Here is a 20413-nt window from a genome sequence, read left to right as displayed (position 1 = left end):
GGCAAAGCTTTTTTAAGGAAATTCGTAAATTGCGGCACCTTAAAAAAGATTTTCAACAATGGAAGTACAAGCTCCTTATAAACCCACCAATAAAGTTAGAATAGTAACCGCCGCCTCTCTTTTCGACGGGCATGATGCCGCGATAAATATTATGCGCCGTATCATCCAGTCTACCGGGGTAGAGGTGATCCACCTTGGCCACGACCGCAGTGTGGAAGAGGTAGTGAATTGTGCGATCCAGGAAGATGCCAATGCAATTGCAATGACTTCCTACCAGGGGGACATAATGAGTATTTTCGATATATGTATGATCTGCTTCAGGAAAAAGGGGCAGGCCACATCAAGATCTTTGGTGGCGGGGGAGGTGTTATACTTCCTGAAGAGATAAAGGAACTTATGGATTACGGCATTACCCGTATCTATGCGCCAGATGATGGCCGCGAAATGGGATTGCAGGGGATGATCAATGATCTTGTAAAAACATCAGACACCCCAACCCCAGCCTTAAAGAATGAGAATAAAGTTGAAGAGCTGCTAAAGAAGAAAGATGTAAATACTATAGCAAGACTTATTTCTTTGGCAGAAAACCGGCATGAGGATTTTGAAAAAGTATTTCATTACAATGATACTGAGGATTCAAAGGCTACCACACCTGTACTTGGGATCACCGGTACCGGTGGAGCAGGGAAATCTTCCCTTGTAGATGAACTCGTAAGACGGTTCCTTATTGATTTTCCTGAAAAAACCGTTGGGATAGTTTCTGTAGATCCCTCAAAAAGAAAGACCGGCGGCGCCTTGCTGGGAGACAGGATTCGTATGAACGCCATTAACAATCCCAGGGTTTACATGAGATCCCTGGCCACAAGGCAATCCAATCTCGCACTTTCAAAATATGTTGCAGAAGCGGTGCAGGTATTAAAAGCCGCAGCTTATGACCTTATTATCCTGGAAACCTCAGGGATTGGCCAAAGCGATACCGAGATCCTTGAACACTCTGATGCTTCTCTATATGTTATGACTCCTGAGTTTGGAGCTGCAACACAGCTTGAGAAAATAGATATGCTGGATTTTGCAGACGTTGTGGCGATCAATAAATTTGATAAAAGAGGTGCTCTGGATGCTATAAGAGATGTAAAGAAGCAATACCAGCGCAACCACGGGCTGTGGCACGAAGATCCTGAAACGCTTCCGGTCTATGGTACTATCGCCTCCCAATTCAACGATCCCGGGATGAATACCCTTTACAGGAAGTTGATAAATAAAGTAGATGAAAAAACGGGTTCAGCCTTGAATTCCAGTTTTGAGACCAACGAAGACCAGAGTGAGAAGATCTATATTATTCCGCCTAACAGGACCCGTTACCTTTCTGAAATTTCAGAAAACAACAGGGGATATGATCAAAAAGCCCAACAGCAGGAAGAGGTTGCCCAAAAATTGTATGGGATCTTCAAGACGCTGGAAACAGTTACAGGAACCCACCTTGGACTTAACCAGTATGGTATAGAGGAGGAAAGCCTGGAGCAGGCCACAACTTCTGAAAATGAACAGCTTACCGGCCTTCTTAAAAAAGAATTCGACCGCCTGAAAATGGACCTGGATCCTTATAACTGGGAGATAATAACAGGTTGGGACGAGAAGGTAAATAAATACAAGGAACCTGTTTATTCCTTTATGGTAAGGGATAAAGAGATCAATATTGATACTCATACCGAGTCACTTTCCCATACACAGATCCCCAAGATAGCATTGCCTAAATACAGCGCCTGGGGAGATATACTTCGCTGGAGCCTTCAGGAAAATGTTCCGGGAGAATTCCCTTACACCGCTGGATTATATCCATTTAAAAGAGCAGGGGAAGATCCTACCAGGATGTTTGCAGGAGAAGGAGGGCCGGAGCGTACTAACCGGCGTTTCCATTACGTGAGTATGGGTTTGCCTGCAAAAAGGCTTTCTACCGCCTTTGATTCAGTTACCCTTTATGGAAATGATCCAGATCACAGGCCCGATATCTACGGAAAAATTGGAAATGCCGGGGTTTCTATTTGCTGCCTTGATGATGCGAAAAAATTGTATTCCGGTTTTGACCTTGCCGATGCGCTTACCTCAGTAAGTATGACAATTAACGGGCCGGCCCCTATGCTGCTTGGTTTCTTTATGAACGCAGCCATAGATCAACAGTGCGAGAAATACATTAAAGAAAATGGCCTGGAGAAGGAAGTAGAGGAGAAGATTAAAAAGATATATTCAGAAAAAGAAGTTGACCGCCCAACCTACCAGGGAAAATTGCCTGAAGGAAATAACGGACTTGGACTTATGCTCCTTGGAGTAACTGGAGACCAGGTGCTGCCGGGAGATGTTTACCAGGAGATCAAAACAAAAACGCTGAATGTAGTAAGAGGGACTGTACAAGCCGATATTCTTAAAGAGGACCAGGCACAGAACACCTGTATCTTCTCTACGGAATTTGCTCTTAGGTTAATGGGTGACGTCCAGGAGTACTTTATCGAGAAGCAGGTGCGTAATTTCTATTCAGTTTCCATTAGCGGATATCATATAGCTGAAGCAGGTGCAAACCCAATTACCCAGCTGGCATTAACCCTGGCCAATGGATTCACCTACGTGGAATATTATTTGAGCAGGGGGATGGACATTAATAAATTTGGACCAAACCTTTCCTTCTTCTTCTCCAACGGGGTAGATCCAGAATACGCGGTGATAGGTAGGGTAGCCAGAAAAATATGGTCCAAAGCACTAAAGCATAAATATGGAGCCAATGCCCGTGCACAAATGTTGAAATATCACATCCAGACCTCGGGACGTTCATTACATGCCCAGGAAATAGATTTTAACGATATAAGAACTACTTTACAGGCTCTGTATGCGATCTATGACAACTGTAACTCCCTGCATACAAATGCATATGATGAGGCCATTACAACCCCTACTGAAGCATCTGTAAGAAGGGCAATGGCTATCCAGCTTATTATAAACAAGGAGCTTGGGCTTACCAAGAATGAAAACCCCATCCAGGGAGCTTTCATCATTGAAGAACTTACAGAACTTGTGGAGGAAGCGGTTCTTAAAGAGTTTGACAGAATTACCGAAAGGGGAGGAGTGCTTGGTGCCATGGAAACTATGTATCAACGCAGCAAGATCCAGGAGGAAAGCCTTTATTACGAAACTTTAAAACATAATGGAGATTATCCTATAATAGGGGTGAATACTTTCCTAAGTTCAACAGGATCTCCTACCGTTACTCCCGGGGAAGTAATTCGAGCTACTGAAGATGAAAAACAGTACCAGATCACTACCTTACAAAACCTGCATAAAGCCAAAGCAGATAAAGCAGAAGCGGCACTGGAGGCTATCAGGAAGGCAGCGATCAAGAATGAGAATATTTTTGCGGTGCTCATGGAGGCCACTAAGGTTTGCTCCCTGGGACAAATCACCAAAGCCATGTTTGAAGTGGGAGGGCAGTACAGAAGAAACATGTAGAAAAACCTGCTTCTACAGAATAAAAAACGGCTTTTAATCGAAAGCCGTTTTTTTTATTCTAAAATTTACCTGGGAATGATGGCTAATCATCCTCTTCATCGTCTGGGAAATCATTAAAGGGAATATCCCTGTCTGGATCTTTATCGTCATAATTCACCCCGGGAGGGTTAAATAACCCCCACCTGTCTATATAATAATCCCAGGGATCAAAGGTTTTGACCCACTCTGCAAATAGCACCCTAAATTCCTCGATCTCATTACGAAGCATCTTAAGATATTCGGTTTCTTTGAAATCTTCTTCCATAAAAAAGCTATTGCATTGCACATAGATTTGCATTGCATTTTTCCTTATGATGGTAGCATTCTCCATTTTAAGGTCATAAGGACCCTCTCCAAAAGCACCTGCGATCTTGGCAGGGATCTGGGTGGCATCTGACCGCATGAATTCTGCCACGTCTTTCAGGAATTTTTTTTCGTGCGGGACGAGATCTGCAATGCGATCCACGATCTCAAGGATCTCCATCGATTTTTGAAAAAGGGGCATCTTTTGGAGTTTGTCTCTGCTCATATATTAAGATTGAAATTTAAAAGTACACTCTTATTGGGTAAAATTAAAATTCCCCTTAGCTTTGTCAAAAATTTTATTTACAGGAATTTACCTGTTGGCCACTTTCAATGGAAAATTATTGGTTATTTACAATAGCAGTCTTTACAGGTTTTTTTGCCATCAATAGTCCGGTAGGTAATATCCCTATTTTTCTAAGTCTTACCAAGCAGGCAGACAGGATCACCAAAAAAAATATTTCCAAAAAGGCCACTTTCACCGCTTTTGTGATCGTAACGGGTTTTATTATAATTGGGAAATACGTATTTGAATTGTTTGGAATCACAATTCCCGCATTTAAGATAACTGGGGGTATTCTTATTTTCTTTGTGGGATTTGAAATGATAAGGGCGCAGGAATCCAGTATCGATAACCAGACAGAGGTTAATTTTAATGAAGGAATTTCTGTGTCTCCTCTCGCGATTCCCATTCTTGCAGGTCCCGGTACTATAGTTACGGCAATGAACTTTACCACCAATGCAGGGTATCTACAAATGGGTATCATTGTCGCTATGGTAGCATTGATCATGTGGTTAAACTACCTGGCTTTTATTTCGAGTGATTACCTTGTGAGGTTTATAGGGAAAAATAAAATAGTAGTTATTGAAAAGATCATGGGATTGATCATTGCTATTATTGGAACCAGTATGTTCATTGAAGGGGTGAAGCTGGCATTCCTGATACCGCCTGCTGCCTAATTTAATTAAGCCTGTTCCTGTATTCCAGCTGGTGGTACCATTGGGAGAATAACTGCTCAAACTGCTTTATTTCCATCTTTAATAAACGAAGAATATCCTTTTCTTTATTTGAGAGGTACTCCATTTTACGACATTTAGATAGGATCCTTTTGGAAGATCTCCTTATGCTGTTGGCCTTTTCCAGCTGCATACTTGAGCAGGAAGAATTTTGAAGGGCGGCCAGGGCCGGTGCAAGCTGCAGTGAAGCTGTTACTATCTCCCCCGCTACCCTTTTATTCTCATTGGCCGACAGTGACATTTCTATGATGTGCTCGCTATTCCCTATATTATAGGCTATAGCCCTGGAAACCTTAAATATCTCCAATGCCTTCTTATATACAGGTAAATGTGTAAATTGATGAGGTTCCATACTTGAAACAAAATTTCTCTTTTAACAGCCTTTTAAAATTACTTCTATTGCTTTAGAAGTCTCCTTAATTTTTAAAGTGTATCCATATATTTTCCTTAAGTTTGAATCCTATTGTCAACTAAAATTTAAATATGCCTGTAGATAAGCTAAACTGGCAGATACTGGAAGCCCTCCAAAAAAATGCCAGGCAATCCTTTTCAGAAATTGGGAGACAGGTAGGCCTCTCGTCCCCTGCGGTTGCAGAGAGGGTAAAGAAAATGGAAGATGCCGGGATCATTAAGGGGTATAAAGCCCAGGTGTCATACAACAAGACCGGCCACCAGCTAAAGGCGGTGATCACTTTGAGGGCATTTATGGGACGTTTGAAACCTTTTTTAGAAAAGGTAAAGGAATTTCGGGAAGTGATCAATTGTTACAGGATCACAGGGAATGAAAACATCATCATGGAAGTGGTTCTCTATGACCAGGCACATCTCGAGGAGTTCATCGACAAGCTTATTACCTATGGAGAAACAAAAACCCATATCATCCTTTCCAGTGTTGTAGACCAGGGGCCGATAAAAAAAAGGGGTTAACCTCTCCTGAATTATAGATTCAAAAATGCTTATTGGGAAAAAGTTACTGCAGGAATAACCGGTTTTTCCTGGAGGATGTCGGTTTTAAAGAAGGCCTAAATTATATGTAGTTGTGTACCACTGGCGTCCGATTGAAATATGTGAAATTTTTCTAAAGCCTTTATTTATATAGTCAGAGGACATTTCAACCTCAACCAGGGGGTGGTTAGGGAACTCAATAGTTTAGGGAAAATTCAAGCTTTTCTGAAGAGAGTAAACGACTGTTTTCCAAACACTTATATTTTTGTCCAGGTTCTATAATCTAGTAGCGAAGCTGTCTAGTCTCTTTCATCCGGCAATAATGGTTGTGTGCTTAGGATGTGTTTATTTCTTTCCGCTTACCAGGTACATAAGTGAGCCACCGGCAGCGTGGTACTGCTCCCGTTGCAGGGCACCCATAATGTGAGCATCCCGGTTGGCATACTTCTCCTGGTATTCAAAATAGAATGGCATATACTGTTCTCCTGCTGCACTAAAGAAATCGATATCCTTCTGCGTGTTTGATTTCCAGGAACTACCCTTCATCCATTGCTTCAATGTTGCCAGTTGCTCCTCATTATCATAGGGAGGATACATGGCTATAGCTTTATCTGAGAGTCTTACTTCAATATTCTTAAGATCCTCTGCGGCAAACATCCCGGGTAAAAGGTCTCCAAGAGAATTATCTCCTCGTCCCATATTACGCTTTCCTTTTTCGATGACGAGCCTGTATTTTATATGGTCCAGGGTTTCCTCTATAGACTCATTTTTAGTCATTGAAGTTTTAATAAGGCTTTGTACAATATTATTAGGTTCCACACAAAGAATTGTTCCCCCGGGCCGGGTAACTCGTTTCATTTCGGCTATGGCTTTTGCAGGTTCTGGAACATGAATGAGCAATGTCTGGCAGGTAACAAGGTCAAAACTTTCATCGGGAAAAGGAAGATTCTGGGCGTCGCCTTTTTTTAATTCAAATTTCCTGTGAGAATTATTAAAGAATTCTTTTAGCTCCTTATTCTCTTCATACCATCGTGGATCATTGTCAACTGCTGTAACCTTTGCATCCTCCTGTAGGTAAGGTGCCAGGATCCTGGTCCAATGGCCATTGCCGCAACCAACATCCAGCATAGAACCCAGCTTACTAAGGTCCAGCCTTTCTGCGGTCATTTCCAGGAACTCCTGGTTCCACCAGAAGTCCCTGTAATCACCGAAATAGTTTTCTGAATGCCCTTTATTTATTCTTTGCTCTTCCAAATCTTCTATTAGCCTGTGCTTTACCCGAAGCTGAATTTCCATTTCCCTGCCTGCCTGCATTTCGTGCCGGCCTTCTTTGCTGAGGCTTCTTCTCAGGAATCTCAAAGAATTCCATTGGATAAGAATGACCTTGAACCTCAGGGATCTTTTGATCTATTAATTTCTGAATATCCTTAAGATAAGCTTTTTCTTCAAAGTCACAAAAAGAGATGGCCTTCCCGCTTGCCCCTGCACGGCCAGTTCTTCCAATCCTGTGTACATAGGTTTCCGCTATATTCGGGATCTCATAATTTATTACCAGAGCGAGTTCGTCAATATCTATTCCCCGCGCAGCAATATCTGTAGCAACCAGTACCCTTGTAGTTTTATCCTTAAAGTTCTTCAGGGCTTTTTGCCGGGCATTCTGGGTTTTGTTGCCGTGAATGGCTTCAGCCTTAATACCAACCTTGGTAAGGTCCTTCACGACCTTGTTTGCTCCATGTTTTGTCCTCGTGAAAACTAGGATCCTGTCATCATCCCCATTTTTAAGGATATCTATGAGCAGTTTCTTTTTATTGGTTTTGTCTATAAAATAAACCTCCTGTCCAATCATTTCAGCAGTTGAAGAAACCGGGGTTACTTCCACTTTAAGGGGATTGTTTAAAATACTGTTTGCGAGGTCCACGATGGCATCTGGCATTGTAGCCGAGAAGAAAAGCGTTTGTCTTTTTGCAGGGATCTTCTTGATCACCTTTTTCACATCGTGAACAAATCCCATATCCAGCATCCTGTCTGCCTCATCAAGCGTGAATATTTCTAATTGGGACAGGGAAATGTACCCCTGGTCCATAAGATCCAGTAACCTTCCCGGTGTTGCTACCAAAATATCCACTCCATGTTTAAGCGCTTGTACTTGTGAATGTTGTGGCACCCCGCCAAAGATTACCAGATGCTTCAATGGACTAAAAGACCCATATTGTGCCAGGCTTTCCCCAATTTGAATAGCTAGTTCACGGGTAGGGGTGAGGATCAAACTCCTTACCGCCGGTTTTTGTCCATTCTTCCTTGCGCTCCTGCTCAAAAGCTGAATAGTGGGAATAGAGAATGCGGCTGTTTTTCCTGTCCCTGTCTGGGCGCAGCCAAGAATATCCCGGCCATTTAAAATTGCCGGAATTGATTGAGATTGTATTGGCGTAGGATTTTTATATCCCGCCTGTTGAACTGCCTTCTGTAAAGGCTCTGTTAATTCTAATTGTGTAAATGTCATGTATTGTGTGTAAATGCTGCCACGTAAATTTTAAAGGCAGGCTTAATTAAATGTTGCCGGAGAAGATTGCAACCGGCGGCAAAGATAGTCTTTTAAATTTAATGGCCACTATGGCTTATCCTATTGTATTTCAGTTCATTGAAAAAATGACAAGACGTAAGGCAGAATTTTAACATTCTTAAGTTTTTTGCTGCTACTTTAGTTAAAGAAGTTTCAATTGTAATTATTTTAATAAGACTTCGACATATACGATGTTATCTTTGGATAAAAATAAAAAGCTATGAAAAATCACACTATATTATTTTTAGTATTAACGGCCTTAAGTGGGCTAATAGGATTCATTGGAATTAGCTTTGCTGGTATAGAAGTGGTAAGGGTATTATTTTTGATCTTTGCAGATCTTCTTATTATTTCTATACTTTCAAGAATCTTCTTTTCCGGAACTGAGAATATGAGGCTCGAACGGGTGAAAAAATAAACTATCACTATAAATTTATCATAAAAAGACTTCTTCAACAGGAAGTCTTTTTTTTGTTTCCTGCTAAAACCCTATTTTTAAAGGATGAATCACAGGCTAATGAAGAAAACAGGGCTATTATTACTTATACTTTTTTTATTTCAAATTAGTGTTGCCCAGGAATTGACACTAAAAAAAGGAGCAGTAATAGACTCCATCGCGGTGAGTGATACTATTGCTGAATCATATTCCCTTTACCTGCCCAATGGCTATGCTCCTAATACGGCGTGGCCAGTAATCTTTGTCTTTGATCCCGAGGGCAGGGGCAGGACTGCTGCGCAATTGTTCAGGAAGGCCGGGGAAGAGCAGGGATATGTAATTGTTTCTTCAAATGATATAGACAAAAGGGAATCCCTTCTTGAAAATACCAGAGTAGCTACCAGGTTGCTAAACACGGTGCTTAATATGTTCCTTATTGATACAAATCAAATATATATGGCAGGCCTTGGAGATGGGGGTAGGGTGGCAAGTGTTATGCCTGCAGTTTATTCCAGGGTACAGGGGGTTTTGGCTGTAAGTGATACCTGGTTAAATACAGATTTTATCGAGAAAGGTGCCCGTTATTCATTTGTGGGCCTGGCAGGATATAACGATTACCGCTTAAGGTTGCTGGATCAAACTGCAGATTACTTAAGAAAACAAGGAATGCCTGCGCGTACCTATAATTATAACGGGGGGCAGGAATGGCCGGAATTTGAGATGATCTCTAATGCTCTGGGAACATTTACCCTGGAAGCTATGGATAAGGGGTTTAGGCAAAAAGACCCGGGAATGGTTGAAGAATTGTACGCTGCAGAGCTAGAAACTGCTGAACGTTTAAGGAGAACCAGGCAGGACTATAAAGCTCATGAACTATTAAGTAAAATGCTTGATAAATACGCTCGTTACGGGAAAAAGCAAGAGTTGGAGCAACGTATAAAGGATCTAAGCAGGACCAAAATTTTCCGGGATCAAAGAAGGCAGTACAATCGCGCTGCAGCCACTGAAGATGAATACAGGGAGCAATACCTGTACTTTTTTAATGAAGATGTTTTCAGGGCTAATTTTGAAAACCTTGGCTGGTGGAATCAACAAATAAAAGAGCTGGAAGAATTGCAGCAGGGTAATAATCCTGCAGAGGCAGAAATGGCACACAGGGTGCAGGGGCTTCTTCGCACCCTTGCAACTAATTCCTTTAAAGACCTTAAGGAAAGAAATGCAACCAATGATCAATTAGTTTTTACCGCAATACTTCAAACAATCTTTGATAAGGAAAATCCTGAAGGATATTTAAATATTATTTCCATTAGTGCAGGGGATGGAGATTATTATACGGCCCTTCTTTACCTGGAAGACCTCTTGAAGACAGGCTATGACGATTTGGAGGCACTTTATAATATACCGCGAACACTTGATCTTAAGCTTAGCCCGGAGTTTAACAAGATAATCGAAGAATATCTTGGAGAATCTAAATATTACAAGATTTGACCCTTTACCTGCCGTAATTCTTTCCGGGTTAAAGACCCAGCAAAAAATAACAGGGTGCAGGCTCCCAGGCCCATGATAAGCATCACATACCACGTAAATTCATATCCAAATTTGCTTATAAGCTGCATTCCCGTATTATGGCCAAAAATATGGCTTATAGAAAAAGCTATGCTGTAAAGAGCCATGTAGGAGCCTTGTTTTCCCCCTTCAGCTCGTTTGAGGGCAAAACTGTTGGAAAAAGGAAAAGCGATCATTTCTCCTAAAGTTAAAAAGAACATTGCGACTATAAGGATCCCGGCCCAGCCGGTAATATTAATAAGGAGGTAACTTAAACCCACCAGGAAACAGCCTGTGATCACATGAAACAAATGGGATTTCAGTTTTCCCTCGAGATATTTAATTAGGGGCATTTCCAATAGAAATATCATAAACCCATTAAAACCAAGCAGGAGCCCTATTTGAAATTCTGAAAGGAAATATCTTTCAGCATAATATAAAGGCATGGTAGAAAAATACTGAATGAAAATAAACCCGAAGAGTATCATTGCCAGGATAAAGATCAAATATGGCCGGTCACTTAATACAGCCTTTGGTTTAAGGAAGATTTCAGCGGCATTTTGAAGGGCTCTTTTTGGATGTAATAATTTGAGTAATAGTATACCGGCAAGAAAGCAGGTTATCCCGTCTACCCAAAATAGTCCGCTGTATCCTGCACCTGCTATAATAAGTCCGCCAACGGCAGGTCCTGCAGAAAATCCCAGGTTAATTGCGAGTCTAATTAGTGTAATGGACCGGGTACGGTTCTCTGGTTTACTATACGCATTAATGGCAACAAATACCGCAGGCCGAAAGGCATCTGCCGCTAGCATCACCAGGAAGATTCCTATACAAATTCCCCAAAATGTGGTGGGAAACTGTAACAGAACGAAGAGAACGGAAGAGATGAGGAGGCTACCGGCCATGGTTTTGTAGTGGCCAATAGCATCTGTAAGTCTTCCTCCCAGCCAGGACCCCGCTACAGAGCCCAAACCAAAGAAGGTAAGGATCCAGCCCACCTCCTCCAGGGTAAAATTACGGCTTTTAGTGAGGTATAAAGACAGGAATGGTATTACCATGGTGCCTGCCCTGTTTATGAAGGTAATAAGTGCAAGCAGCCACACTTCCCGTCTTAATCCACTAAATGAACCGATATAAGATCTATAGATATGCTTTAACATCCCTTAAAATGAAAATCAAATTAAAGCATTTAAAGTAGATCCAGCTGCCGGGAGACCATGAAAATTTTTATCCCTCGTTTAGGCCAAGGGAAGAGTAAGCGGCCAGGCCATGCTCGTGGGCATCCAGCCCTTCTATCTCCTCGATCTCTGTTACTCTTAATCCAATACTTTTTTTAAGGGCCAACATAATCCCAAAGGATGCCAGGGAGCAAAAGATTCCTATTGCAAGAATACCTGTAAGCTGTGATAAAATTTGGTTCCAGCCTGCAAGGTCGCCAAATATTCCCACAGCAAGAGTGCCCCAAATACCGCAGGTAAGGTGAACCGATATAGCTCCTACAGGATCATCAAGTTTAAGCCTGTCGAGGGCAGCCACAGAGAAAACAATAAGTATGCCTGCCACAAATCCAATAATTAGAGCATCTGTAACACCCATAACATCTGCCCCGGCGGTTATTCCAACCAGCCCACCAAGGATCCCGTTGAGGATCATTGAGAGGTCATTGTCCTTATAGCGAAGCCTGGAAACCGTATATGCCCCAAGACCACCGGCAGAGGCAGCAATACAGGTAGTTACCAGGACCAGGGAAGTAGATGCAGGGTCGGCTGAAAGGACTGAACCTCCATTAAATCCAAACCAGCCAAACCATAGCAGAAATGCTCCAACAGTAGCTAAGGGAATACTGTGGCCGGGAATGACACTTAATTGGCCGTTCTTAAATTTTCCAATCCTGGCACCAAGCAGGATCACGCTCATTAAGGCGGCCCAGCCTCCCACCGAATGCACAAGAGTGGAACCTGCAAAATCATAAAAACCCAGTTCATCCAGGAAACCGCCGCCCCATTTCCACATTCCGGTCACTGGATATATGATCCCAACATACAGGATCGAAAAAATTATGAAAGCAGAAAGTTTTATTCTTTCTGCAACCGCTCCTGAGACTATAGTAGCGGCAGTAGCAGCAAACATTGCCTGGAATAAAAAATCTGTATAAAAGGTGTACTGGCCGTTATGGTATCCTGCTGAAAGGCCATTTTCTGGTAACAAGAGTCCAAAATTGGAAAATCCAAACCAGCTCCCGGCAAATTCCTCTCCGGGATACATGAGGTTAAATCCAACCAGGGAATAGGTAAGAATACCAATAATAAGGATCATTACATTCTTAAAAAGTATATTAATGGTATTCTTAGACCGGGTAAGGCCAATCTCCAGCAAAGAGAAGCCAAGATGCATGATAAAGACCAGGGCGATGCAAATCATCATCCATAGGTTATTGACGGTGAGAAGTGTAGTTTCCATATTAATTAAGTGAAGTTTGACCGGTTTCTCCTGTTCTTATCCTGTATGCTTCTTCAATAGTAGAAACGAAGATCTTTCCATCTCCTACCTGCCCGGTGAAAGCAGTCTCAAGCAGTACCTTAATGGTGCGTTCCTCAAATTTTTGTGATACTACAATGGATAACATCCTGCGCTGTATGTCTGTAGTGCTGTAGGCGACCCCGCGGTAAACGTGACCCTGCTGTTCATTTCCAACTCCTGTCACGTCCCAGTAACTAAAGAAGGTAACCCCTATTTCCTGAAGGGCATTTTTCACCTCATCAAATTTGGACTTCCTGATGATAGCCTCTATTTTTTTCATAAACTGATCTTTAAAAAAACCAAAGTAGAAAAAATCTTCAGAAATTAACTCAGTTAAAGGGATGAAATTGTAAAAATTATATAATTGAGAATTTTAACCCCATTAATTTATGGGGTTGATATTAAAAATTGATCAATTTTAAAAACAACACCCCGTCTTGAGTAGGGGGGCTATAGTAATTTTGATAAATATAGTCCTATAACAATTGCAAGGATACCTAAGACAATACTGCCACCAGTATATACCAGGAAATGAAAATAATCACCGGTACGAAGAAAGTCCTGATTCTCAAAGGCGAAGGTAGAGAACGTGGTAAAGCCTCCACAAAAACCTGTTGCCAGAAAGAGGAATAAATTACTGGAGACATAACTTTCTTTTAAAAGGTATCCCATGAGCGCACCTAATATTAAACTTCCCAAAACATTGACAGTAAGGGTACCATAAAAAGATGCTAAAGAAAATAGTTGTAAAAGCTTATAAACACCAAATCTCAACATACTCCCAAGGCCACCACCTATAAATACCAGGAGAAGTGCCTTCATTTATTCCGGGGATTGTGTGGGGGTTTCCAGAAGCGGAATATAAATCTCTGTCACCCAGTTTGCAGGATTGGGAGTTGTCTCCTCAGTAGTTCGATATACTTCAAAGGGTTGTTTCTCCTCGTCTGCCTGCAGGTTGTTTTCCTCCAGGTAAGAATATGCCGCTTCCCAGGCTTCCTCCAGGTTGGAATATTCTCCTTTAAGAGTAGTCTTTACTACTCTTTGAACAGGCATCATCCCATTCAAAATATCGCTTTCCTGTGGAGTAATAACCATGTTAGGGGTGAAAATACCTGTTGAGTAGATGGCGCTGTTATTTTGATCATTCCAGTTGTTATAAAGGACAAAAGGCTCACCAACTTCAGGAATGTTATTAGTCTCCATATAATTCCTTAATTCAGTAACCATATTTTTCATTCTTAAAGGGATCTGGCTAATCTTTGAGGATGTAGAAGTGTACATATAAAAACCTCCTCCGTGGGTGGTTATTCCATCTACATTAATGGAGTAGACACTCATTTTTTGAATAACTGTATTTTGTAAACGGTCCAAACTTCGCTCCAACCTTGGGCGCATTGTTTGAGATATTGAATTATTACTAAAAACAAATCCAAGCTTTTCACGAAAGGTTTGATTTCCTTCCAGCCCAACAGTTACCTTTGTTCCCTCTTCAACTTCTTCAAATTTCCAGTACATGCGGGATTCAGAATCAGCAAAGGTAGGGTGATGTTCCACTACCTGGTCAATAGCGTTAAATGGGATAGCCCTTGTGGTTGTAATACTGCCATCCCCCAGTTCATTGCTCTTCCAGGCAAAGCCGGCACCTTCACCTCTGGTATCCCCGGTTATATCATCAACAATAACATCATTTGCCTCTTTTCGCCAGGGGCCCCAATCGCCCCAGTTTGACAGGTTATTTACCTCGTTGTAAACCACCGGTAAGGGAGCATTTATAATCATTGTCTCTTCTATATGATATTCACCCTTTTGGGTAGCTACATAAATGGCACCTGCAATAATTACTATCAACAATAAGAAGAACAGGTATTTCAATATTTTCATTTGGTACAGGGATTTTTACCGTTTGACAGGCTAATATAGTTAATTTACAAGATGCGAATTAGTACAAATGCAGGAAAATCTAATAAAAACGGTTCGATTAAGTAAAGCAAGAAGAAGAGGATTATTCCATTTCCTGAAAAAAGAATGTAATAATTTCATTTATGACGGAAATTTTTTTGGCTAATTGTTTAGAGAGAAATAAAGTATAAAACCTGAAGGTAATTACCGGACGGCAAGGGGCACCTATGGGGGAATTATGAGGTACAGGTGAAACCGGAAGATGCCTAAAGGGATTCTTTACTACAACGGCAAATTTAAATCTTCTTCTTACAGCGGGTTCGTAAACCTGGTTTTGTACCCGGGGCAGGTGAGATTGTAGAGATAAAGATTATTACGGTGGAAAAGCCTACACCAATTATGCTCAATTATTTGAAAGAATTGAATTACATGCCGCGCTGCAGTAAATTGAACTAACATTCAAAAAGCCCGTTCTCCCAAAGAAAACGAACTTTGCTCAGTTCTATCTTTGAAGAAATTCCTTTACAACGAACAGGAAAATGATGAAGAAAATAAAACCTATAAGAACATACAGGCTTCCTTTATAATATTTCCTGTGAAGAACAATATCTTTCCTGTAACTGTAAAAAATTACTATCACAAATGCTATAAAGAAAATTGCTGCAAAGATCAATTGACCGGTACTAAACATTTTTATATATTTTGCGGCAAAGTTAGTAACTCTCCAAATAGGAGGAGGGGTGGGAGACAAAAAAAGCTTTTTAATTTTATTTTCTTGAAATTATAAACTGATTTAGGATGAAAAATAAACTGGCGGCAGTGCAGGAGTTCCATAAAGCCTTTGGTCTTGGGGTAAATGGCAACCCCATAGCCGATCTTGGAGAGGCTAAAAATAGGTTGAGGTATGAACTAATGAAAGAAGAAAATGAGGAATACCTGGAAGCGGCTATGAATAATGACCTTACTGAGGTGGCCGATGCCCTGGGGGATATGCTATATATTCTTTGCGGAACTATTCTTGAGCACGGCATGCAATATAAGATCGAGGAGGTTTTCAATGAGATCCAGCGCAGCAATATGAGCAAGCTGGGCCTTGATGGTAAACCGGTTTTAAGAGAAGACGGCAAGGTGCTCAAAGGCCCTAATTATTTCAGCCCCCAACTTAAGAGATTATTCGATCCTGAACAGGATCTTTAAAATTTGTATCAATGAGATTTTTTTTAATGTTTTTTCTAATTATATCTTCAGTCTCCTGTAAGGAGAATGGAGGTGATCAAGGTGAAAATGAATCTCAGGGCGACAAACTTCAAACTGAAGCGAATGAGATCAAAGCCGGGGAGCTTCAGAATTACACATCAAGAGAATGGGGAGTTAGCTTTGATCATCCCGATTATTTTCAAGTTTATGAGGGGGAGCTCGCTCCCAATTCTCCTGTGGTCAACATATTTCCGGTAAATGAAGGTGTCTCGCCTCCCCTGGGAATTCACGAGGAGGCAAGACATACCTATATAGCGATAATTCCCCACGGCTATGGGGTTGATGGCCCGGCAGGGAAAATGAAATCAATTAAGGACTGGGATGGGGGCCTGCCAATCAACTTTAATATAGACAGGGAAAGCTCTACAGTTTATCTTCTGGAAAACGAGGAGCCCTGGGGTTTTCTCATCAATTTTCAGCAACCGCCTGAAAAATGGCAGGAATACGGTAGTATTTTCGTGAGGTTAGGTGTAAGGGATTTTAAGGCTGTTTGTGAAGATAAGGAACAGTCAAATGAAATACCTATGGCCAGCTGTGATCCTATGGCCGGGGATGTTGTAAAATATTACGGGGAGGTGATGCAGGAGGAGAGACAGGCTGTTTATGCTATTTTAAGATCCTTGCAATTCTTTACCGATAGCAAAAATTTGGAACCTCTGGAAGACCTAATACAGGTGGAGTTTCCCGGGTATAATGCGCAAATAACATCCCCGGTAAAGATAGGGGGACAGGCAAAGGGCTATTGGTTCTTTGAAGCTGTTGCCCCGGTTGAACTGGTAGACGAAGATCATCGATTATTAGGTGAAGGTACTGTTACTGCCCAAGGGGAGTGGATGACCGAAGATTTTGTGCCTTTTGAAGGTAGTTTAGAGTTTGAAAAACCTTCTAAAGAAAAAGGTTGTCTTATTTTCAAAAGAGCAAATGCTTCAGGTAAACCAGAGCATGATCGCGCTTTATATATTCCGGTAAAATTTTAAAAAAAAAGGCCTTCCGTATGGAAAGCCTTTGCAGTATAAAAATATCTGTACTATTCCTTAACAAGATATCTCCAGCCAAATTGATCCTTATCCAGGTTGTATTGGATCTTCATCAATTTGTTCTTGAAGAAGGAGGCATAGGTATCTGTAAGTTTTGGTAATTCATATTTTTCACCTTTATAACCAAATCCCTGTATAGGGTTTATAACAGCGGCTGTACCCGCGCCAAAGATCTCTTTGAGCGTTCCGGCCTTTGCAGCATCCACGATCTCCTGTACTGTGACACGTCTAACTTCCACCGGAATGTTATTGGCTTCTGCCAGAGCAATAATACTCTTTCTTGTAACACCATCCAGGATCCTGTCGCTGGTAGGAGCAGTAAGCAGGGTGTCATTAACCCTAAAGAAAACATTCATCGTACCTGCTTCTTCAAGGAATTCATGAGTATTGGCATCTGTCCAGATAATTTGCTGGAAACCTGCATCTTTTGCAAGGTTGGTAGGATAGAATTGCGCGGCATAATTTCCGGCCGCTTTGGCAGCTCCAACCCCACCATCTGCAGCACGGCTGTATCTTTCAGATATTTGAACCCTTACCTCTCCTGTATAGTAGGATTTAGCAGGGGAACAAATGATCATAAATTTATATTTTGTACCCGGGGATGCCAGCACCCCCGGCTCTGTTGCTATTACGAACGGGCGAATGTATAGAGAGTTCCCAAAGCCTTTTTTGATCCAGTCTTTCTCAAGTTTTAGCAGTTCCTCAAGCCCGGTGAAAAAATATTCTTCAGGAAATTCAGGAATTGCTAATCTTGCTGAAGATTTATTGATACGTTTGAAATTCTCATCTGGGCGAAAAAGCCATATTTGGTCATTATCATCACGATAAGCTTTCATTCCTTCAAACACAGCCTGGCCATAATGAAATACCTTGGCTGAAGGATCCAATTGTATAGGACCGTATGGTTTTATCTCCGGCGTTTTCCAGGCACCGTCTTCATAGTCGCATACCAACATATGGTCGGTGAAAATGTGCCCAAATTTTAGGTTTTCAAAATCAACAGAATCTATTTTTGAGGTAGGGGCTTTAGCGATGTTAATATCAACAGAAGAATCGTATTTCATTACGGTTGGTTTTAGATTGCAAATTTACCTAAATATTAATTGAAAAAAAATTGAAAATTGTTCTAAATTTGTGATGTTATTGAAAATCAACTGCTATTTTAAATATATTATGAAAAATTTATGGATTTTACCCGTTTTTATTGTTATTACTCTAATATCCTGTAAAAATACTGAGAATCAGTCAGTAACAGATGATTCTGAGACGAGCTCTTCGCAAGTGGCATATGCTGTTTATGGCGAGGAATTCAGGCGGGAAAAGGATTTAGATAGCCGGGAAATGAGCCGGGAATACAGCAAATTACAGACCGGTGATACTTTAGAGGTGCAATTTACAGGTACAGTTGAAAGCGTATGTAAAAATAAAGGCTGCTGGATGACTCTGGACTTGCCCGAGGAGGAAGAGGATGTGATGGTGAAGTTTAAGGACTACGGTTTTTTTGTGCCTAAGGATATCGAAAACAGGGAGGTGGTACTAAGTGGAAAAGCCTACATAGAAGAAGTTTCTGTAGAAGAGCAAAGGCATTATGCAGAGGATCAAGGGAAAACACAGGAAGAAATTGATGCGATCACTGAGCCTAAAAAGACACTTTCTTTTCTTGCAGATGGGGTTTTGATAAAGGAATAATTTGAAAAGGGAGATAATCACCACCGGGGATGGTTCCACTACCATTCATTTACCAGAATGGAATGAGCAGTACCACTCCAAACATGGAGCTATACAGGAAGCACAACATGTATTTATTGAAATGGGGCTCAGGAAGCTCCTTGAAAGGGATCCAGCTCAAATTTCTATTCTCGAGATTGGTTTTGGTACGGGACTCAATGCACTGGTAACCTGGAGATTTTTAAAAGAACATTCCATACAGGTAACTTATACCGGGGTTGAGGCATATCCCATAAAATCTGAAGAAGCGGTTAAATTGAATTTTGCAGAGGCGCTGAAGGAACATGGCGCCGCAGATGTTTATAACAAACTTCATACAGCATCCTGGGGGGAGGCTGCTACTATCACTCCTTTCTTCACCCTTATTAAACAGCAGAAGTTTTTCGATCAAATCTCTGATGTGGAGAAATATGATCTTGTTTATTTTGACGCCTTTGGTGCACGCGTGCAACCAGATCTATGGACGGCAGAGATATTTAAGCTTATGATTGTGGCATTAAAACCGGGAGGGATCCTGGTCACCTATGCCGCCAAAGGAAGTGTAAGAAGGGCGATGCAGGAAGTAGGCTTTTTGGTTGAGAAATTACCCGGCCCACCAGGGAAAAGGGAGATGCTGCGAGCAGTAAAACCGCAGGAATAACGCATGTTAAACCTGTAATAAAAATTAGCCCGACTTTCACATCTTGCCTATCTTGTAAAGAAAAATGCGTGTATTAATAACAGGTGCAACAGGTTTGATAGGTTCTCACTTGACAAACCTTCTTCACCAAAAGGGAATTGCCGTAAATTATCTCACAACCGGCAAGGAGAAGATACAAAAACAGGAAAATTATACCGGGTATTACTGGAACCCTGATGAAAAGGAGATCGATACTAATAGTTTTAAGGGAGTAGATGCTATTTATCACCTGGCGGGAGCGACTGTAGCCAAGAGATGGACAGAGGATTATAAAAAAGAGATCATAGAAAGCCGAACGAAAAGTGCAGCTGTACTCTATGAGGCGCTGCAGGAGAATGAGCATTCTATAAAGCAATTTATATCTGCCAGCGGGATTAATGTTTACCCCAGTTCCCTGCAGAAGCTTTATACAGAGGAAGAACCGGCAGTAGATGATTCTTTCCTGGGGGAAGTAGTGGAACGATGGGAAACAGCAGCCGATGAATTTCAGGATCTTGGAATGAAAGTTACCAAAGTTAGGATTGGACTAGTGTTAGCTGAAGAAGGTGGTGCACTTCCTAAGATGAAGATCCCGGCATCCTATAATGCAGGAGCGGCCTTTGGGAATGGAGAGCAATGGCAGTCCTGGATACATATAAGGGATGTGGCAGGAATATTTTTACATGTTTTGCAAAACAGCCTGGAAGGCGTTTATAATGCCGTAGCACCCAACCCTGTGACCAATGAGGAATTAATGGAAAAAATGGCGGCTCAATTAGGAAAGAATAAGTGGTTGCCAAACGTTCCTTCTTTTGTGCTTAAAGTCGCGCTGGGTGAAATGTCCACCGTTTTATTATCAAGCCAGCTGGTGAGCAGTGAGAAGGTGCAGAAGACCGGCTATGACTTTGAATATAAAAATCTACCCAAAGCTTTGGAAGACCTGCTGTAATAAATAAAAAAAGGAGGCCGGGCGG

Annotated in this window: 22 protein-coding genes; 11 read left to right on the top strand and 11 right to left on the bottom strand. The window is 41.5% G+C overall.

The window, feature by feature from the left end; translation table 11 throughout:
* The first annotated feature begins 58 nt into the window (after positions 1 to 58).
* Positions 59 to 388 (top strand): cobalamin-dependent protein, encoded by a 330-nt coding sequence (locus tag FHG64_RS19965; RefSeq protein WP_394344208.1) that lies wholly within the window; start codon positions 59 to 61, stop codon positions 386 to 388.
* Complete coding sequence (locus tag FHG64_RS04945; RefSeq protein WP_394344207.1) at positions 304 to 3495, top strand: methylmalonyl-CoA mutase family protein; 3192 nt, start codon at positions 304 to 306, stop codon at positions 3493 to 3495. Before FHG64_RS19965 ends, FHG64_RS04945 begins: the two co-directional genes overlap by 85 nt.
* Before the next feature lie 82 nt (positions 3496 to 3577).
* Here FHG64_RS04945 and FHG64_RS04940 read toward each other — a convergent pair whose 3' ends face one another.
* Positions 3578 to 4063 (bottom strand): hypothetical protein, encoded by a 486-nt coding sequence (locus FHG64_RS04940; protein ID WP_139065380.1) that lies wholly within the window; start codon positions 4061 to 4063, stop codon positions 3578 to 3580.
* Positions 4064 to 4170: 107 nt separating this feature from the next.
* Here FHG64_RS04940 and FHG64_RS04935 point away from each other — a divergent pair, with 107 nt between their 5' ends.
* Positions 4171 to 4797 carry a MarC family protein gene (locus tag FHG64_RS04935; protein ID WP_139065379.1) on the top strand — a complete coding sequence of 209 codons (627 nt, stop codon included), beginning with the start codon at positions 4171 to 4173 and terminating at the stop codon, positions 4795 to 4797.
* 1 nt (position 4798) lies between these two features.
* Here the strand turns inward: FHG64_RS04935 and FHG64_RS04930 are convergent, their stop codons facing one another.
* Entirely contained in the window at positions 4799 to 5206 is a 408-nt protein-coding gene (locus FHG64_RS04930) for a hypothetical protein (protein ID WP_139065378.1), read from the bottom strand.
* A 131-nt stretch (positions 5207 to 5337) separates the two neighbouring features.
* Between FHG64_RS04930 and FHG64_RS04925 the strand changes: the two genes are divergently transcribed.
* On the top strand, positions 5338 to 5781 hold the full coding sequence (locus FHG64_RS04925; RefSeq protein WP_139065377.1) for an Lrp/AsnC family transcriptional regulator: 444 nt from the start codon (positions 5338 to 5340) through the stop codon (positions 5779 to 5781).
* Between the two features lie 363 nt (positions 5782 to 6144).
* Here FHG64_RS04925 and FHG64_RS04920 read toward each other — a convergent pair whose 3' ends face one another.
* Together FHG64_RS04920 and FHG64_RS04915 are read right to left on the bottom strand one after the other, a co-directional pair.
* Positions 6145 to 7053 (bottom strand): class I SAM-dependent methyltransferase, encoded by a 909-nt coding sequence (locus FHG64_RS04920; RefSeq protein ID WP_139065376.1) that lies wholly within the window; start codon positions 7051 to 7053, stop codon positions 6145 to 6147.
* Complete coding sequence (locus FHG64_RS04915; protein ID WP_139065375.1) at positions 7031 to 8299, bottom strand: DEAD/DEAH box helicase; 1269 nt, start codon at positions 8297 to 8299, stop codon at positions 7031 to 7033. Before FHG64_RS04915 ends, FHG64_RS04920 begins: the two co-directional genes overlap by 23 nt.
* A 280-nt stretch (positions 8300 to 8579) precedes the next feature.
* Between FHG64_RS04915 and FHG64_RS04910 the strand changes: the two genes are divergently transcribed.
* A complete protein-coding gene (locus FHG64_RS04910; protein ID WP_139065374.1) occupies positions 8580 to 8777 on the top strand; it encodes a DUF1328 domain-containing protein in 198 nt (65 codons plus the stop codon).
* A 99-nt stretch (positions 8778 to 8876) separates the two neighbouring features.
* Positions 8877 to 10283 carry a hypothetical protein gene (locus tag FHG64_RS04905; protein WP_139065373.1) on the top strand — a complete coding sequence of 469 codons (1407 nt, stop codon included), beginning with the start codon at positions 8877 to 8879 and terminating at the stop codon, positions 10281 to 10283.
* Here the strand turns inward: FHG64_RS04905 and FHG64_RS04900 are convergent.
* From FHG64_RS04900 to FHG64_RS04875, 6 genes are all read right to left on the bottom strand, one after another.
* Positions 10271 to 11500, bottom strand: coding sequence for an MDR family MFS transporter (locus tag FHG64_RS04900; protein ID WP_139065372.1), 1230 nt, complete (start codon positions 11498 to 11500; stop codon positions 10271 to 10273). The two genes, FHG64_RS04905 and FHG64_RS04900, sit on opposite strands and share 13 nt — an antisense overlap.
* Positions 11501 to 11567: 67 nt before the next feature.
* Positions 11568 to 12800 carry an ammonium transporter gene (locus FHG64_RS04895; RefSeq protein ID WP_139065371.1) on the bottom strand — a complete coding sequence of 411 codons (1233 nt, stop codon included), beginning with the start codon at positions 12798 to 12800 and terminating at the stop codon, positions 11568 to 11570.
* Position 12801: 1 nt separating this feature from the next.
* A complete protein-coding gene (locus FHG64_RS04890) occupies positions 12802 to 13140 on the bottom strand; it encodes a P-II family nitrogen regulator (RefSeq protein WP_139065370.1) in 339 nt (112 codons plus the stop codon).
* Positions 13141 to 13310: 170 nt separating this feature from the next.
* Entirely contained in the window at positions 13311 to 13682 is a 372-nt protein-coding gene (locus FHG64_RS04885; RefSeq protein ID WP_139065369.1) for a fluoride efflux transporter FluC, read from the bottom strand.
* Positions 13683 to 14741 carry a GyrI-like domain-containing protein gene (locus FHG64_RS04880; RefSeq protein ID WP_139065368.1) on the bottom strand — a complete coding sequence of 353 codons (1059 nt, stop codon included), beginning with the start codon at positions 14739 to 14741 and terminating at the stop codon, positions 13683 to 13685.
* 520 nt (positions 14742 to 15261) lie between these two features.
* On the bottom strand, positions 15262 to 15450 hold the full coding sequence (locus tag FHG64_RS04875) for a hypothetical protein (protein WP_139065367.1): 189 nt from the start codon (positions 15448 to 15450) through the stop codon (positions 15262 to 15264).
* Between the two features lie 107 nt (positions 15451 to 15557).
* On the opposite strand from FHG64_RS04875, the gene FHG64_RS04870 reads away from it, so the two are divergent.
* Both FHG64_RS04870 and FHG64_RS04865 read left to right on the top strand, forming a co-directional pair.
* Positions 15558 to 15956: a pyrophosphohydrolase domain-containing protein gene (locus FHG64_RS04870; RefSeq protein WP_139065366.1), complete on the top strand. Its 399-nt coding sequence runs from the start codon at positions 15558 to 15560 to the stop codon at positions 15954 to 15956.
* 11 nt (positions 15957 to 15967) lie between these two features.
* Positions 15968 to 16993: a Gmad2 immunoglobulin-like domain-containing protein gene (locus FHG64_RS04865; protein ID WP_139065365.1), complete on the top strand. Its 1026-nt coding sequence runs from the start codon at positions 15968 to 15970 to the stop codon at positions 16991 to 16993.
* A gap of 50 nt (positions 16994 to 17043) precedes the next feature.
* Here the strand turns inward: FHG64_RS04865 and FHG64_RS04860 are convergent, their stop codons facing one another.
* Positions 17044 to 18117, bottom strand: coding sequence for a branched-chain amino acid aminotransferase (locus FHG64_RS04860; protein ID WP_139065364.1), 1074 nt, complete (start codon positions 18115 to 18117; stop codon positions 17044 to 17046).
* 109 nt (positions 18118 to 18226) lie between these two features.
* On the opposite strand from FHG64_RS04860, the gene FHG64_RS04855 reads away from it, so the two are divergent.
* From FHG64_RS04855 to FHG64_RS04845, 3 genes are all read left to right on the top strand, one after another.
* Positions 18227 to 18742: a DUF4920 domain-containing protein gene (locus tag FHG64_RS04855; protein WP_139065363.1), complete on the top strand. Its 516-nt coding sequence runs from the start codon at positions 18227 to 18229 to the stop codon at positions 18740 to 18742.
* Between the two features lies 1 nt (position 18743).
* On the top strand, positions 18744 to 19421 hold the full coding sequence (mnmD, locus tag FHG64_RS04850) for a tRNA (5-methylaminomethyl-2-thiouridine)(34)-methyltransferase MnmD (protein ID WP_139065362.1): 678 nt from the start codon (positions 18744 to 18746) through the stop codon (positions 19419 to 19421).
* Between the two features lie 64 nt (positions 19422 to 19485).
* Entirely contained in the window at positions 19486 to 20388 is a 903-nt protein-coding gene (locus FHG64_RS04845) for a TIGR01777 family oxidoreductase (RefSeq protein WP_139065361.1), read from the top strand.
* Positions 20389 to 20413 lie beyond the last annotated feature (25 nt).

Source organism: Antarcticibacterium flavum, assembly GCF_006159205.1.
Classification (GTDB): Bacteria; Bacteroidota; Bacteroidia; order Flavobacteriales; family Flavobacteriaceae; genus Gillisia; species Gillisia flava.
This window is presented reverse-complemented; position numbering and strand designations above follow the sequence as displayed.